This window comes from Micromonospora radicis (assembly GCF_003583405.1).
Taxonomy (GTDB): domain Bacteria; phylum Actinomycetota; class Actinomycetes; order Mycobacteriales; family Micromonosporaceae; genus Micromonospora; species Micromonospora radicis.
Window position 1 is genome coordinate 104,537 of the sequence record NZ_QXEC01000009.1, and the last position, 15,620, is coordinate 120,156.

Consider the following 15,620-nt stretch of genomic DNA (forward strand, 5'->3'; position numbering starts at 1 on the left):
GTTGCCGACCGCTCACGGCACCGCACCGTCGTAGACCCGGGGTACCCGGGTGCTGCCGAACCGGGTGACGATCTCGTAGTTGATCGTGTCGGCCGCCTCGGCCCAGTCGTCGGCGGTGGGTCCACCGTCGGAACCGTCGCCGAACAGGGTGACCACGTCACCGGCGGCCACCGGGTCGTCGCCGCAGTCGAGTACGAACTGGTCCATGCAGACCCGGCCGGAGATGGTCCGCCGGACCCCACCGAGCTGCACCGGGCCGGTGTTCGAGGCGTGCCGGGGCACCCCGTCGGCGTAGCCGAGCGGCACCACCGCGAGGGTCGCGTCCCGCTCGGTGGTGTACGTGTGGCCGTAGGAGACGCCGGCACCGGCCGGTACCCGCTTGGTCAGCATCACCCGGGCTCGGGCGGTCATCGCCGGGCGCAGCCCGTAGCGCTCGCCGGGCACCGGGGAGAGCCCGTAGACGGCCAGCCCCGGGCGGACCAGGTCGAAGTGGGTGTCGGGCCGGGTCAGCGTGGCCGCCGAGTTGGCCAGGTGCCGGTAGCGGGGGCGCAGGCCGGCCCGCTCGACCATGGCCAGGCCCTCGTGGAAGACGGCCAACTGCCGGTCGGTGGTCGGGTGACCGGGCAGGTCCGCGTAGACGAAGTGACTCCACACGCCGACCACCTCGACCGGGCCGTCGGACTGCGCCTTCGCGGCGGCGTCGAGCAGGGCCGGCCAGTCGGCGACCGTCGCCCCACCGCGGGCCAGGCCAGTGTCGATCTTCAGGTGGATCCGGGCCGGTCGTTCCGCGCGCCGGCCCGCCTCGACCGCCTCGTCGAGCTGCGACAGGCTTGCCACCCCGAGGTCCACGCCCGCCACCACGCCGGTGTGCAGCGGCAACCCCGGCGCGAGCAGCCAGGCCAGCACCGGCGCGTCGAGCCCGGCGGCGCGCAGCGCCAACGCCTCGTCCAGGGTGCAGACGCCGAGCCAGTCCGCCCCGGCGGCGAGCGCGGCGCGGGCGGCCGGCACCATGCCGTGGCCGTAGCCGTCGCCCTTGACCACCGCCATCAGCTCGGCGGTGGTGCCGGCGCGCAGCCGGCTCACGTTCTCCCGGATCGCATCAAGGTCGACACGTACCTCGGCCTGCCACATGCCTCCCACCCTACTTTCCGCGCTGATCACCGGGGTCGACCCGGCCGGGTCCGTGGTGTTTCAGCGCAGTCGGGCGAGCACGGGACGCAGCGCGGTGGCCACGTCCGGCGCGGTGACCGGGCCGGACCGGGCCGCCTCCCGACCGGCGAGCCCGTGCAGGTACGCCGCCGCGGCGGCGGCGCGCTCCGCCGGCAGCCCGGCCGCGAGCAACGACCCGAGCAGGCCGGCCAGCACGTCCCCGGTGCCGCCGGTGGCCAGCGCCGGGGTGCCGGTCGGGTTGACGTACGCCCGGCCGTCCGGCGTGCCGATCACCGTACGGTCCCCCTTGAGCAGCACCACGGCGTTCATCCAGGCGGCCAGCCGGAGTGTCGCGGCGACCCGGTCCCCGCCCGGCTCCTCGCCGCAGAGTCGGGTGAACTCCCGGTCGTGCGGGGTGACCACGATCGGTGCGTCGCGTCGTCGCAGCTGTTCGGCGAGGGAACCGTCGACCAGCAGGGTGAGCGCGTCGGCGTCCAGCACCACCGGCACCGGCGCGGCCAGCACGGTGCGCAGTTCCGTCGCGGCCCGTTCGTCGGTGCCCAGCCCGGACCCGCACACCCAGGCCTGCACCCGACCGGCGTCGGCCACCCGGTCGGTGGCGATCACCGAGGGGTGCTGGCGGACCACCTCCTCGCGCGCCCCACCGGCGTAGCGGACCAGGCCGGTCGGGCCGGCCAACGCACCGCCGACGGAGAGCACCGCCGCGCCCGGGTACGTCGCCGAGCCGGTGGCCACCCCGACCACGCCCCGGGTGTACTTCTCCGAACCGGCGCCGAGCCCGGGCCACCAGTCGGCCACGTCCGACCACTCCACCACGCGCAGCGCCGGGCTGCCCCGCAGCCACGGTTCCAGCCCGATGTCGACCAGCTCGACCGTACCGGCCAGCGCGGCGGCGGGGCCGACCGCCAGCGCCGGTTTCAGCGCGCCGAAGGCCACCGTCACGTCGGCGCGTACCGCGTTGGGTCGACCGGACGCGGTCAGCGGCACGGCGCCGGTGTCCACCACCACGCCGCTGGGTACGTCCACTGCCACCACCGTGGCCCGGTCGCCGTCGCGTCCCCGGTGGCGCAGCAGACTCGCCGCCAGCTGCTCGGCGGTCTCCCGCAGCCCGCCCTGACCGCCGATGCCGACGATGCCGTCGAGCACCAGGTCGACCACGGCGGGCGGATGGTCGACGACCCGTCCCCCGGCGGCCCGCAGCGCGGCCAGGCCGTCGGCGTGCGCGCGGCCGGGCGTGAGCAGCAACGCGGACACCGCCGCGCCGCGGCGGGCCAGCCGGGCGCCGGCGTACAGGGTGTCGCCGCCGTTGTCGCCCGAGCCGACCAGCAGCAGCACCGGTGCGGCGTACACCCCGCCCCGGTCGGCGAGCAGCAGCGCGCAGCGTCGGGCCAGCCCGGCGGCGGCACGTTGCATCAGGGTGCCCGGGGCGAGGGTGGCCATCAGCGCCGTCTCCGCCGCCCGCACGTCCGCCACCCGCCAGACCGGTCTCATGCCCACTCCGTTCCGCGCCCGCAGGGCGCCTCGGCCACGCGGCTCACCCTACCGGCGGGCCGGCGGCAAGATAGCCCTCCGTCGACGACCGGGCCACCCCTGTGGACAGCCCGCCGGCACCCCGGCCAGCCGTTGTCCACAGGGCAGGCGTCCGGCCTCCACGGCCGCCTAGCGTCGTCCCGGTCGACGGTGGTGCCGGCTGGGGAGGGGCGATGACCGAGCAGGAGTTGGCGGTGCGGCCGGAACTGCTGCACCGGGTCGGGCGGTCGCTGGGCGAGACCGGCTACCGGCTGGCGCACGGGTTGGCCGGAGTGCCGGGACTGGCGGCGCCGATGGCCGGTTGGTCGACCGGGGCCGCGCTGGGCGCCCTGGAGGGGGCGGTGCACTCCTGGTCCACCCGGCTCGGCGGCCGGGTGGTGCAGACCGGTGCCGCGGTACGCGCCGCCGCCGGGGCGTACGAGTCGGTGGACGAGCGGGCGGCGGCCCGGCTCTCCGCCGTGCCCCGGTGACCGGGTCGGGCCTGCTCCGCACGACCGGCCCGGGGCAGGTCGGCTACGCCCAGCTCTCGATGGTCGACCCGGCCGGCTGGCGGGCCACCGGGGTGGCCTGGGCGGGTCTGGTCGGGCTGGCCGAGCGGCGGTCCGCCGAGCTTGTGGCGGGTGCGGCGCAGCTGCGGTCGCACTGGTCGGGGCGGGCCGCCGCGACAGCCGAGGTGCGGCTGTCCGAGCTGCGGGGCGAGCTGGTCACGCTCGCCCCGGCCGCGATCGAGGTCGACCAGGTCCTGGCGGAGTTCGCCGCCCGGGTGGCGGCGGCCCGGGCGCGGCTGGCGGCGGCGGTGGAGCTGGCCGCCACCACCGGGGTGCTGATCGATCGCCGGGGGCGGACCAGCCCCGATCCGGTCCGGTTGCCGGCGGGCCGGGCCGATCAGGCGGTGGCGGCGGTGGCGGCTGGCGTCCGGGACGCGCTCGACCTGGCCGCGGCGGCCGACCGGGAGGCCGCGGGGCGGCTCGACCGGTTGTCGGCGGCCGCCGAGTCCGGCTGGGCCACCCGACCCCCGCCGGGTCGGCCCGCCGCGCACACCGACCCCGCGCTGGTCGGCCTCTGGTGGCGCGGGCTCACCCCGACCGAGCGACGCTGGTTGGTGGCGTACGAGCCGGAGTTGGTCGCCCGGCTGGACGGGATCCCGGTCGCCGACCGTGACCAGGCCAACCGGCTGCTGCTCGGTGAGCGGCGGGCGGAGCTGCGGGAACGCTGGGGGCAGCTGCTGGGCCGGGTGCCGCGCGGGCCGGCCGAGCTGGCCGGGTTGCGGGCCGTCGACGCCGCGTTGACCGGACTGGATGCGCTCGCGGCCCGGCTGGCGTCGGCCGAGTGGCCCCGTGCGTACCTGCTCGGGCTGGACGTGGCCGGCGAGGGGCGGGCGGTGGTGGCGCTGGGCAACCCGGATCGCGCCGCCGGCACTGTGACGTACGTGCCGGGGATGACCGCCGGCCTCGACGGCGCCACCGACGAGTTGGGGCGGGCCGCCCGGGTGTTGTCCCGCTGCGCCGAACTGGCGCCGGGGCAGGAGACGGCCGCGGTGCTCTGGCTGGACTACGACGCCCCGGACTTCCTCCACGAGGCGGCGCGGGACGGGCAGGCCCGCGCGGCCGGCGAGCCGCTGCACCGGTTCCAGGAGGGGTTGCGGGCCACCCACGACGGGCCGCCGGCCCGGCAGACCGTGCTCGGGCACAGCTACGGGTCGCTGGTGGTGGGCGCCGCGGCCCGGGATCACGGCCTCGCCGCGGACGCGCTGGTCTTCGTCGGTTCGCCCGGTGTCGGGGTGGCCCACGCCAGTGAGTTGGGCGTGCCGCCCGAGCAGGTCTGGGCCAGCACCGCACCGGACGACGTGATCCGGCTGACCCGCCCGCCGGGCGAGTTGGCCCGGCAGGCGGTGCTCGGCGCGTCCCCGCTCGTCACGGTCGGGGAGCTGCTGGCCGGAGACCGCGACGAACGCTGGTTCGGGCGGGATCCGACCGCGTCGGCCTTCGGTGGCCGGACGTTCCCCAGTGGCCGGTACGGCCACACCGGCTACTGGGATCCGGCCAACCCGGCGTTGGACGGGATGGCCCGTGTCGTCCTCGGGCGGTGACTGGTCCGGTCGGCTACTCGACCGTGACGGACTTGGCGAGGTTGCGGGGCTGGTCCACGTCGTGTCCCCGGGCGGCGGCGATCTCGGCGGCGAAGATCTGCAACGGCACGGTGGTCACCAGCGGCGCGAGCAGCGTCGGGGTCCGCGGCACGTAGATCAGGTGGTCGGCGTACCGGACCACCGCCTCGTCGCCCTCCTCCGCGATCACGATGGTGCGGGCGCCCCGGGCGCGTACCTCCTGGATGTTGGAGACGACCTTGTCGTGCAGCAGGCCGCGGCCCACCGGCGAGGGCACCACGCAGATCACCGGGGTGCCCTGGTCGATCAGGGCGATCGGGCCGTGCTTCAGCTCGCCCGCGGCGAAGCCCTCGGCGTGCATGTACGCCAGTTCCTTGAGCTTCAACGCCCCTTCCAGGGCCACCGGGTAACCGACGTGCCGGCCGATGAACAGCACCGTCGGTTCGGCGCGCAGCGCGCGGGCCAGCTCACGGACCGGCTCGATCCGGCCGAGCAGCTCCCGCAGCTTGTCCGGCACCTGGTGCAGCTGCTCGACCACGGCGGCCACCTCGTCGGCGAACTTGATGCCGCGGACCTGGGCCAGGTGCAGGCCGATCAGGTAGCAGGCGACCAGCTGGGTGAGGAACGCCTTGGTGGAGGCGACGGCGATCTCCGGCCCGCCGTGGGTGTAGAGCACCGCGTCGGACTCGCGCGGGATGGTGGAGCCGTTGGTGTTGCAGATCGCCAGCACCCGGGCCTTCTGCTCCTTGGCGTGCCGCAACGCCATCAGGGTGTCCATCGTCTCGCCGGACTGCGAGATGACCACGATCAGGGTGGACCGGTCCAGCACCGGGTCGCGGTAGCGGAACTCGCTGGCCAGCTCCACCTCGCAGGGGATCCGGGTCCAGTGCTCGATGGCGTACTTGGCGACCATGCCGGAGTGGTACGCGGTGCCGCAGGCGACGATGAAGATCTTGTCGACGTCGCGCAGGTCCTGGTCGCTGAGCCGGACCTCGTCGAGCATGATCTCGCCGCTCTCGGTGAGCCGGCCCAGCAGGGTGTCCGCGACGGCCTGCGGCTGCTCCTCGATCTCCTTGAGCATGAACCAGTCGTAGCCACCCTTCTCGGCGGCCGAGGAGTCCCAGTCGATGTGGAAGTCCTTGCCGCTGGCGGGTTGGCCGGCGAAGTCGGTGATCTCGATGGTGTCGGCGGTGATCAGGACGATCTGGTCCTGGCCCAGCTCGACCGCCTCGCGGGTGTGCTCGATGAACGCGGCGACGTCGCTGGCCAGGTAGTTCTCCCCGACACCCCGGCCGACCACGAGCGGCGAGTTGCGGCGGGCACCGACCACCGCGCCGGGCACCGCGGCGTCCACCGCGAGCAGCGTGAAGGCGCCCTCCAGCTGCTGGCAGACCACCCGCATGCCGGCGGCGAGCAGCTGCGGCCCGTCCGGCTGGCCGGCGGCGCGCAGCTCGGCCAGCGCCTTGGCCAGCAGGTGCGCGGCGCACTCGGTGTCGGTGTCGCTGCTGAACTGGACGCCGTCGTCCTCCAGCTCGGCGCGGAGCCGGGCGAAGTTCTCGATGATGCCGTTGTGGATCACCGCGACCCGCCCGTCCGGGGACAGGTGCGGGTGGGCGTTGCGGTCGGTGGGACCGCCGTGGGTGGCCCACCGGGTGTGGCCGATGCCGGTGGTGCCGTCGCCGATGCCGATCGGGCTGGCGCCGCAGCCGCTCGGATCCTCGGCGGCCCGCTCGGAGAGCACCTTCTCCAGGTTGGCCAGCTTGCCGGCCTTCTTCTCGGTCAGCAGCTGCCCGTCGCAGGCGACGGCGACGCCGGCCGAGTCGTAGCCGCGGTACTCCAGCCGGCGCAGGCCGTCGAGCACGATGCCGAGCGCCGGTCGGCCACCGGCGTAACCCACGATTCCACACATGGTTGGCAGCCTAACCAGTTCCGCTCAACTTGTCTGCGCGAAAGTCGGGTAAACAATCACTGAACTTGAGCGATTCGGCGCTCCCGGTGATCCGGTTCACAAGGCACGCAGCCGGGGTCGGGTGCGCCGAACGCTCGCACCCGTACCCTGACGGGCGTGACGAGCACCGAGGTCGACCCGCTGGTGAGCCGGATGCGCCCGTTCGGGACGACGATCTTCGCCGAGATGTCCGCCCTGGCCGTGCGTACCGGCGCGGTCAACCTCGGGCAGGGCTTCCCGGACACCGACGGGCCACCGGAGATGCTCGCCGCCGCGGCCGAGGCGCTGGGATCCGGGCGCAACCAGTACCCGCCCGGCCCCGGGATCCCCGAGCTGCGCACGGCCGTCGCCGAACACCAGCGCCGCTTCTGGGGACTGGACTACGACCCGGACGGCGAGGTGGTGATCACCGCCGGGGCGACCGAGGCGGTCGCCGCCGCGATCCTCGCCCTCTGCGAGCCCGGCGACGAGGTGGTCTGCTTCGAGCCGTACTACGACTCGTACGCGGCCTCGATCGCCCTGGCCGGCGCGGTCCGGCGACCGGTCACGCTCCGCCCCGACCCCGACGGGCGGTACGCCTTCGACCCGGCCGCGCTGCGCGCCGCGTTCGGCCCGCGTACCCGGCTGGTGCTACTGAACTCCCCGCACAACCCGACCGGCAAGGTGTTCACCCCGGCCGAGCTGGCGCTGGTCGCGCAGCTGTGCCAGGAACACGACGCGTACGCGGTCACCGACGAGGTGTACGAACACCTGGTCTTCACCGACGCGACCGGCGGCCACCTGCCGCTGGCCACGCTGCCCGGCATGCGGGCGCGGACCCTGCGGATCTCCTCGGCCGGCAAGACCTTCTCCTGCACGGGTTGGAAGGTGGGCTGGGCGAGCGGCCCGGCCGCGCTGGTGTCGGCGGTGCTGCGGGTCAAGCAGTTCCTCACCTTCGTCAACGCGGCACCCCTGCAACCCGCGGTCGCGGTGGCACTGGCCCTGCCCGACGCCTACTTCACCGAGTTCCGCGACGGCCTGCAGGCCCGCCGGGACCAGCTCGTCGGCGGGCTCACCGACGCCGGTTTCCAGGTGCTCACCCCGGAGGGGACGTACTTCGTCACCGCCGACGTGAGCGCGCTCGGCGGCACCGACGGCGTCGAGTTCTGCCGTACGCTGCCCGAACGCTGCGGGGTGGTGGCCGTACCCACCCAGGTCTTCTACGACGATCCCGAGGCCGGTCGGCGGCTGGTCCGGTTCGCCTTCTGCAAACGCCCCGAGGTGCTCACCGAGGCGGCATCCCGGCTGCGGGCCGCGAGGTGGGACCGATGAACGACGAGTACGCCGAGCGCGTCCGCCGGCTGACCGCGCTGCGCCACAGCGACACGGTGCTCTCCGGCGTCCGGCCGCTCTCGGCCGCCGCCCAGCTCGACCGGATCCGGGCGCTCGCCGGGGACGACCTGGCGCCCGACTTCTACGGCGAGGGCGGGGCGGTGGCCGCGCTCGAACAGCGGGTCGCCGAGCTGCTCGACGTCGAGGAGGCGGTCTTCTTCCCCACCGGGACGATGGCCCAGCAGGTCGCCATGCGGTACGGCGCGGAACTGACCGGCCGCACCGGCGTCGGCCTGCATCCGCTGAGCCACCCGCTGCTGCACGAGCGGGACGCGTACGCCCTGCTCGCTGGCGTGCGGGCGGTCCGGACCACGACCGCGCCGCGCAACCCGACCGCCGACGAGATCGCCGCCCTCGACGAGCCGATCGGTACGCTGCTGCTCGAACTGCCGCTGCGCGACGCCGGCTTCGTCCTGCCGAGCTGGGACGACCTGGTCGCCACGGTCGGGGCCGCCCGCGAGGGGGGTGCCCGGGTGCACCTGGACGGTGCCCGGCTCTGGGAGTCCACCGTCCACCTGCGGCACTCGGCGGCCGAGATCGCCGCCCTCGCCGACAGCGTCTACGTCTCGTTCTACAAGTCCCTCGGCGGCATCTCCGGGGCCGCCCTGGCCGGCGACGCCACCCTGGCCCGGTACGCCCGCGCCTGGCGGCACCGGTACGGCGGCACCCTGTTCCAGCAGTGGCCGACGGCGCTCGCCGCGCTGCACGGGCTGGAGTACGAGCTGCCCCGGCTGCCCGGTTACGTCGCCCACGCGCGGGTGGTCGCCGAGGCGCTGGCCGCCCTGCCCGGCGCGCGGGTGCATCCGGCCCCGCCGCACACCCACCAGTTCCGGCTCTGGCTGCCGCACCCGGCGGACGCGCTCAACGACGCCAACCTCGCCCTCGCCGAGGAGGAGAAGGCGTGGTTCGCCGGCGGCTGGCAGGCCACCGAGCTGCCCGGCCTGGCGATGGCCGAGGTGACGGTGGCCGGGCCGGCCCTGGAGCTGGACGCCGACCGGGTGACGGAGCTGGGGAACCGATTTCTGCGCCGGATCCCGGCGGCCTGACCGGAGCTAGCGTCGACCGACCGGGCCTTGCATTGCCGCAATGCATACCCCAGAGTGTGGACAGCACACGGGGAGGCGCGACATGTTCCGGTTCATTCGAGGGCAGCTACGCGGCCGTGCGGGGCGGTCGGTGGCGCTGCTGGCCGGCATGCTGGTGGCCACCACCGGCTTCGTCGTCCTGACCGGCGCCACCACCACCTCACGGCTGGAGGTGGTGGGCTCGGTCGAGGAGAGCACTCGCGCCGCGTACGACATCCTGGTCCGCCCGCAGGGCAGCCGCACGCCGCTGGAAGCCGAACGCGGCGTGGTGCGGCCCAACTATCTCTCCGGGCTCTTCGGCGGCATCACCAACGAGCATTACGAGCAGATCGGGTCGGTTTCCGGAGTGGAGATCGCCGCGCCGATCGCCATGCTCGGCTACTCGCTCCACTCGCTGCGAGTCCGATTCGACCTCACCGACGCTGTCGACCGAACGCTGGAACGGCAGGTGATCCGGGTCGATCCGACCTTCCTCGCCGAGCGCGGGCTCAGCACCACGAAGGCGACCCCCCATTTCGTGTACGTCACCGCCCGTCCGCTGATCTATCCCGTCGACATCACCGCCGGAGATGCCGAGATCGAATACAGCGATGGCCGGCACTACCCGCGGAAACCCTGCGGGGACGAGGGTGCAACGCCGCGCGAGGTGCTGCCCGGCGGCCGCAGCGAGCCGGTCTGCGATGTGCTGCGCCACGACGACACCGGTGGGTCGACGATGTCCGACGCGGATTCCGGTTCACTGTTGGCGTACCGGCTGCTGCCCGACGGGCGGTTCGAGGGGCCGCCACGATGGGTTCCGGCCGGTGAGCCGAGCGCCGGCGATCGGGCCGTCGATCGGCTGACCCTCGACATCTGGTGGAACGTGCCGTTCCTGCTCGCCGCCGTCGACCCGGCAGCCGAAGACCGCCTGGTCGGGCTCGACCGCGCCGTCATAGCCGGCCGGCCGCTGCGCGCCGACGACGCGCCCCTCGACGAACGGCTCGGAGCACTGACCCGGGAGTTCCCGGTCCTCGCCACCAGCCGGCCGTACGTCGACGGCCAGGTTCAGGCGAGCTACACCCGGTTACTCCCGCCCCGCGTGGCCGGACTGCAAGCGGAGGCACTGGCCCGCGCCCTCACCGCGGCACCCGGCAGCCGGGTCGGAGACGCGGAACAGGAGATCACCGCCGGCTATCAGGACCAGATGACCGAGGGGATGCAACGCCCCGGGCCGTGCTGCTTCGGCCTGCTCGAGAGCGTCGTCCAGGCCGGCCCGACCGAGTACGCCGGGCAGCCGGACGCCGCGTTGCAGCCCCGAACCTTCCCGGCGGTGCCAGAGGTCTACGGCGCGACGCGGTCGGCCAGCCTCCCCCGCCGATGACGTGCCGTTCCGGCCACTGAGCCGCCTCGCCCTGCTCGAGACCAACGCCGCTCCGTTCCGCGGCTGGCGGCCGGTCGGCATCTTCGACCCGGAGCGACTCACCGACTTCAGCGAACTGTCGGAGGTGCCGCTGGAGACCTACGAGCCACCGGCCGTCGAAGGCGCCGACGACCGCAGCCGGCAGGCGCTCGGCAACCAGCCGCTCGAACCGAGCGGCAACCCGGGCGGCTACCGCTCCGCGCCCCCGCTGCTGCTGACCAACCTCGCCTCGGTCCCGAAGCTGTTCGAGCACGCATCGAGCCCACAGGCCGCCGCGCCGATCAGCGCGGTCCGGGTCCGGGTTGCCGGCGTGGACGGCTTCACCGAGGAGTCCGCCGAGCGGGTGCGGCTGGTCGCCGAGCGGATCGCCACCGCGACCGGCCTGGACGTCGACATCACCCTCGGCTCCTCCCCGGCCCCGTATCCGGTCGAGCTGGCCGGCGGCTCGTTCGGCCGGCCGGACCTGCGGCTGACCGAGGCATGGTCCTCGCTCGGCGTGGCCTCCGTGATCGCCCAGGCCGTGGACCGCAAGAGCGTCGCCCTCTTCCTGCTCGTGCTCGTGGTCTGCGCACTCTTCCTCGGCAACGCCGTGTCGGCCGCGGTCCGCGCCCGCGGACCGGAGTTGGCCGTGCTCGCCTGCCTGGGCTGGCCGGCCCGGCGGATCGGCGCGCTGATCCTCGGCGAGGTCGCCCTGCTCGGCCTCGCCGCCGGCCTGCTCTCCCTCGGGTTGGCGTTCCCGCTCGGCGCCGCGCTCGGCATCGACGTCGGCTGGCAGCGGGCCATCCTCGCCGTACCGGTGGCCTTGCTGCTCGCGCTGGCGGCGGGCGTCGCGCCCGCGCTGCGGGCCACGCGCGCCCACCCGGCCGCCGCGCTGCGCCCACCGGTCGCTGCCGCCCGCTGGGTACGACGGCCCCGCACCCTGTCCGGCCTGGCCCTGGCCAACCTGGTCCGCGCGCCCGGCCGCACCCTGCTCGGCGCCGCCGCCCTCGCCATCGGAGTTGCCGCACTCACCCTGGTCACCGCCGCCGCGTGGGCGTTCCAGGGCACTATCGTGGGCAGCCTGCTCGGCGACGCGGTGTCCCTGAGCGTCCGCAGCGCCGACGCCATGGCCGCCGTCGCCACGGTACTGCTCGGCGCCGCCGCCGTCGCCGACGTGCTCTACCTCAACATCCGGGACCGCTCCGCCGAACTGGCCACACTCCGCGCCACCGGCTGGACCGACGCCGCGCTCGGCCGCCTGATCGGCTACGAGGCGCTCTTCCTCGGCCTGCTCGGCGCACTCACCGGGGCGGCGCTCGGACTCGGCGGTGCAGCCTGGCTGGTGGGCGACCTGCCGGAGGCGCTGGTGCTGGTCGCCGCAACGGTGGCGGCAGCCGGGGTGCTCGTCACCTGCGCTGCGGCGCTGATCCCGGGCGCGCTGCTGCGCCGGCTGCCGACCGCACAACTGTTGGCCGAGGAGTGACGGTAACGCTGAGCGGCGGGCCGGCGTTGTCAGCCGGCGGCGCGGGTCGTTCCGGTGCGGTCCGGTGAAGCCGTCGGCACGTCGGCGGCGAGAGTGGCGAGCACCTCGCCGCCGTCGGCCAGCAGCGCCGCCTCGGCGTCGTCGACGAAAGCGAGGTCCGCCTCGACGTGCCGGCTCGCCGCGGTGAGCAGCAGCCCGACCACCGGGTCGTCCGCCCTGCGTCGCAGCCCGTCGAGGTTACGCAACTCGCGCATGAGGTGACCGCGTTGATTGCCCAGCACCGCCCGTACGGTCTCCGGAGAACCGGATCGGGCGGCGGCGGTGACCTTGAGAAAGAAGTCGTCCCGGAAGCCGCTACTGCGCGGGCTCGGCTCGGCGAGCCAGCGCTCCAGCTCGGTGCGCCCGTCGGCGGTGATCTCGTAGACCACCCGGTCCGGCTTGACCGGCTGAGCCTGCCGCTCGGCGACCACCAGCCCGTCCCGGGAGAGCCGCTCCAGGATCTGGTAGAGATGCCCGATGTTCAGCGGCCCCCATTGCGGGCCGACCGCCGCTTCGAAGGCACCCTTCAACTCGTAGCCGTAGCTGGGGCCCCGGGCCAGCAGTGCCAGTACCGCGTGCTGGATCGCCACCGTCTCCTCCAATCGGGTCTTGCATTGTGACAATGTATCGCGCAGAGTGTGGAACAGCACACGGGGAGGCGCGACATGTTCCGGTTCATCTGGGGGCAGCTACGTGGCCGTGCTGGTCGGTCGGTGGCGCTGCTGGCCGGCGTGCTGGTGGCCACCACCGGTTTCGTCGTGCTCACCGGCGCCACCACCACCTCACGGCTGGAAGTGACCGGCGCCGTCGAGCGAAACACCCGGGCGGCGTACGACATTCTGGTCCGTCCACCGGGGGCGCGCACGCCGCTGGAGGCCGAACGTCGCCTGGTCCGGCCCAACTACCTCTCCGGCCTCTACGGCGGCATCACGCTTAAGCAGTACGAGCAGGTGCAGGCCGTCGCCGGGGTGAACGTGGCCGCCCCGATCGCGATGCTCGGATATTCGACGTCGTACGTGCCGGTGTCGATCGACCTCACCGACGCCGTCGACCCCTCCCTGGACCGTCAGGTGATCCGGATCGACCCGGCCTACGTCGCCGAGCGCGGCCTCTCCGCCGCCCCGGGCAAGCCCACGTACGTGTACGTCACCCGGCGCCCACTGATCCACGCCGACTTCGATCCGAACACGCCCGACTCGGCCCGCTACACCGACGGCCGGGTCTACTCCGTCTCGGAGGCCTGCGGGCCGGTTCCCCGCGAGGTCCAGCCGGACGGAACCAGCCGGCCGGTCTGCGACCCGCGGACCGCCGTCGTCGAAGGCAACCCCGGCTGGTCGGAGCGCGAATTATGGGCGGTCGTCTCGGCGCGGCTGCTGCCCGACGGCCGTTTCGAGGTGACCCCAGGCCCCCTGTGGCGTAATAGCCCCTTGGACAGCACCCCCACCACCACGACCGACCGGCTGGTGCTGGAGAAGCTGCTGACCGTCCCGTTCCTGCTGGCCGCCGTGGACCCCGACGCCGAGCAGCGTCTGGTCGGCCTCGCCGACGCGGTGGTCGACGGCCGGCCGCTGAATCCGGCGGACACGCTCGTCGACGACACGCCGCCGGGCTTTTTCCCCCAGCGGTCCGTCCCGGCGCTCACCACCAACCGGCCCTACCTGGACGGGGGGCTACAGGCCCGCCTCACCCGGCTGCCGGCCGCCCAACCGGCGGGACTGCCGCCCGATGCATTGGAGAAGACGTTGGGGCAGGCGACGGGCATCCCAGCTGGTGATCGCCAGGTCGACCTGACGGAGAGCTACCAGGCCCTGCTCGCCCGCGGCCTCGGCGCCGACGGCATCGGCTTCGGGTGCTGCCGGGGTCAGATCCAGGTACTCGCCCAGCCCGGCGCGGTGGACTACGAACGCGGGCCGGACGAAACCCTGCGCGTCGCCCGCGCGTCGCCGCCTGACCCGGCGATCTTCGGCGACCGGAACGACCCCTGGACGCTTCCTCGGCCCGCGCTCAGCGACGACTTCGGCTTCCGCGAGGTGCGCCGGCTGGTCGTCCCGGCGGACAACGCCCTCCACAGTTGGAACGCGGTGGGCGTGTTCGATCCAAACAAGCTGACCGGCTTCGGGGAGCTGAGCAAGGTGCCGCTGGAGACGTACGAGCCGCCCACCGCCGAGGGGGCGGACGACCCCAGCCGCGCCGCGCTCGGTGGCCAGCCGCTGCTGCCCAGCGGCAACCCGGCCGGCTACCTGTCCGCTCCACCGCTGGTCCTGACCACCCTCGAGAGCGTCCCGAAGCTGCTGGAAGCCAGCAACTGGGCCAACACAAGAGCACCGATCAGCGCGATCCGGGTCCGGGCGGCCGACGTGGACGGTTACAGCGAACGCTCCGCCGAGCGGGTCCGGCTGATCGCCGAGCGGATCGCCACCGAGACCGGCCTGGACGTCGACATCACCCTCGGCTCCTCGCCGGCGCCGCAGACGGTGGAGCTGCCCGCGGGCTCGTTCGGCCGGCCGGACCTGCGGCTGACCGAGAACTGGTCGGCGCTCGGGGTCGCCTCGGTGATCACGAAGGCGGTCGACCGGAAGAGCGCCGCGCTCTTCCTCCTGGTGCTGGTCGTCTGCGTGCTCTTCCTCGGCAACGCGGTCACCGCCGCCGTCCGGGACCGCCGACCCCAGCTGGCAACGCTCTCCTGCCTGGGCTGGCCGGCCCGGCGGATCGGCGCGCTGATCCTCGGCGAGGTCACCCTGCTCGGCCTGGCCGCCGGTCTGCTCGCAGTCGGGCTGGCGTTCCCGCTCGGCGCCGCGCTGGGCATCGGCATCGACTGGCGACGGGCGCTGCTCGCCGTACCGGTGGCCCTGCTGCTCACGCTCGTCGCGGGGCTGACACCGGCGCTGCGGGCCGCGCGCGCCCACCCGGCCGCCGCGCTGCGGCCCCCGGTCGCCACCGCCCGCTGGGTACGACGGCCCCGCACCCTGCCCGGCCTGGCCCTGATCAACCTGATCCGCACCCCCGGGCGCACCCTGCTCGGCGCCGCCGCCCTCGCCATCGGAGTCGCCGCACTCACTCTCGTCACCGCCGCCGCCTGGGCATTCGAAGGAGCCATCGTCGGCAGCCTCCTCGGCGACGCGGTGTCCCTGAGCGTCCGCAGCGCGGACGCCATGGCCGCCATCGCGACCGTGCTGCTCGGCGCCGCTGCCGTCGCCGACGTGCTCTACCTCAACATCCGGGACCGCTCCGCCGAACTGGCCACACTCCGCGCCACCGGCTGGACCGACGCCGCACTCGGCCGCCTGATCGGCTACGAAGGGCTGCTCCTCGGCGCGCTCGGCGCAGTGGCCGGCGCCGGGCTCGGACTCGGCGGGGCAGCATGGCTGGTCGGCGACCTGCCACCGGCACTGGTGCTGGTGGCGGCCACCGTCGCGCTGACCGGGGTGCTGGTCACCTGCATCGCCGCGCTCGTTCCGGCCGCGCTGCTGCGCCGCCTCCCCACCGCACAACTACTGGCACAGGAGTAA

11 protein-coding genes are annotated in these 15,620 nt (G+C 74.3%); 7 read left to right on the forward strand and 4 right to left on the reverse strand.

What is annotated here, in order from left to right; all coding sequences use genetic code 11:
* Nucleotides 1–12 precede the first annotated feature (12 nt).
* Both alr and D2L64_RS11800 read right to left on the reverse strand, forming a co-directional pair.
* Nucleotides 13–1,131 (reverse strand): alanine racemase, encoded by a 1,119-nt coding sequence (alr, locus tag D2L64_RS11795; RefSeq protein ID WP_119575334.1) that lies wholly within the window; start codon nt 1,129–1,131, stop codon nt 13–15.
* A gap of 60 nt (nt 1,132–1,191) precedes the next feature.
* Nucleotides 1,192–2,661 (reverse strand): NAD(P)H-hydrate dehydratase, encoded by a 1,470-nt coding sequence (locus tag D2L64_RS11800; RefSeq protein WP_119575336.1) that lies wholly within the window; start codon nt 2,659–2,661, stop codon nt 1,192–1,194.
* 212 nt (nt 2,662–2,873) lie between these two features.
* On the opposite strand from D2L64_RS11800, the gene D2L64_RS11805 reads away from it, so the two are divergent.
* Both D2L64_RS11805 and D2L64_RS11810 read left to right on the forward strand, forming a co-directional pair.
* A complete protein-coding gene (locus tag D2L64_RS11805) occupies nt 2,874–3,170 on the forward strand; it encodes a type VII secretion target (protein ID WP_119575338.1) in 297 nt (98 codons plus the stop codon).
* A complete protein-coding gene (locus D2L64_RS11810) occupies nt 3,167–4,789 on the forward strand; it encodes an alpha/beta hydrolase (RefSeq protein WP_233558916.1) in 1,623 nt (540 codons plus the stop codon). Before D2L64_RS11805 ends, D2L64_RS11810 begins: the two co-directional genes overlap by 4 nt.
* Nucleotides 4,790–4,802: 13 nt before the next feature.
* On the opposite strand, the gene glmS is transcribed toward D2L64_RS11810, so the two are convergent.
* Nucleotides 4,803–6,716: a glutamine--fructose-6-phosphate transaminase (isomerizing) gene (gene glmS / locus D2L64_RS11815; RefSeq protein WP_119575340.1), complete on the reverse strand. Its 1,914-nt coding sequence runs from the start codon at nt 6,714–6,716 to the stop codon at nt 4,803–4,805.
* A gap of 156 nt (nt 6,717–6,872) precedes the next feature.
* On the opposite strand from glmS, the gene D2L64_RS11820 reads away from it, so the two are divergent.
* The 4 genes from D2L64_RS11820 to D2L64_RS11835 all read left to right on the forward strand — a co-directional run bounded on the left by D2L64_RS11820 (nt 6,873) and on the right by D2L64_RS11835 (nt 12,072).
* A complete protein-coding gene (locus tag D2L64_RS11820) occupies nt 6,873–8,066 on the forward strand; it encodes a pyridoxal phosphate-dependent aminotransferase (protein ID WP_119575342.1) in 1,194 nt (397 codons plus the stop codon).
* On the forward strand, nt 8,063–9,172 hold the full coding sequence (locus tag D2L64_RS11825; protein ID WP_119575510.1) for a threonine aldolase family protein: 1,110 nt from the start codon (nt 8,063–8,065) through the stop codon (nt 9,170–9,172). Before D2L64_RS11820 ends, D2L64_RS11825 begins: the two co-directional genes overlap by 4 nt.
* Before the next feature lie 82 nt (nt 9,173–9,254).
* The gene (locus D2L64_RS11830) at nt 9,255–10,571 is read left to right on the forward strand and encodes a hypothetical protein (RefSeq protein ID WP_119575344.1); all 1,317 of its coding nucleotides are present in this window, start codon (nt 9,255–9,257) and stop codon (nt 10,569–10,571) included.
* 1 nt (nt 10,572) lies between these two features.
* Nucleotides 10,573–12,072: an FtsX-like permease family protein gene (locus tag D2L64_RS11835; protein ID WP_119575346.1), complete on the forward strand. Its 1,500-nt coding sequence runs from the start codon at nt 10,573–10,575 to the stop codon at nt 12,070–12,072.
* Nucleotides 12,073–12,101: 29 nt separating this feature from the next.
* On the opposite strand, the gene D2L64_RS11840 is transcribed toward D2L64_RS11835, so the two are convergent.
* Nucleotides 12,102–12,701: a PadR family transcriptional regulator gene (locus D2L64_RS11840; protein ID WP_147376229.1), complete on the reverse strand. Its 600-nt coding sequence runs from the start codon at nt 12,699–12,701 to the stop codon at nt 12,102–12,104.
* A gap of 75 nt (nt 12,702–12,776) precedes the next feature.
* Between D2L64_RS11840 and D2L64_RS11845 the strand changes: the two genes are divergently transcribed.
* Nucleotides 12,777–15,620 carry an FtsX-like permease family protein gene (locus D2L64_RS11845; protein ID WP_119575349.1) on the forward strand — a complete coding sequence of 948 codons (2,844 nt, stop codon included), beginning with the start codon at nt 12,777–12,779 and terminating at the stop codon, nt 15,618–15,620.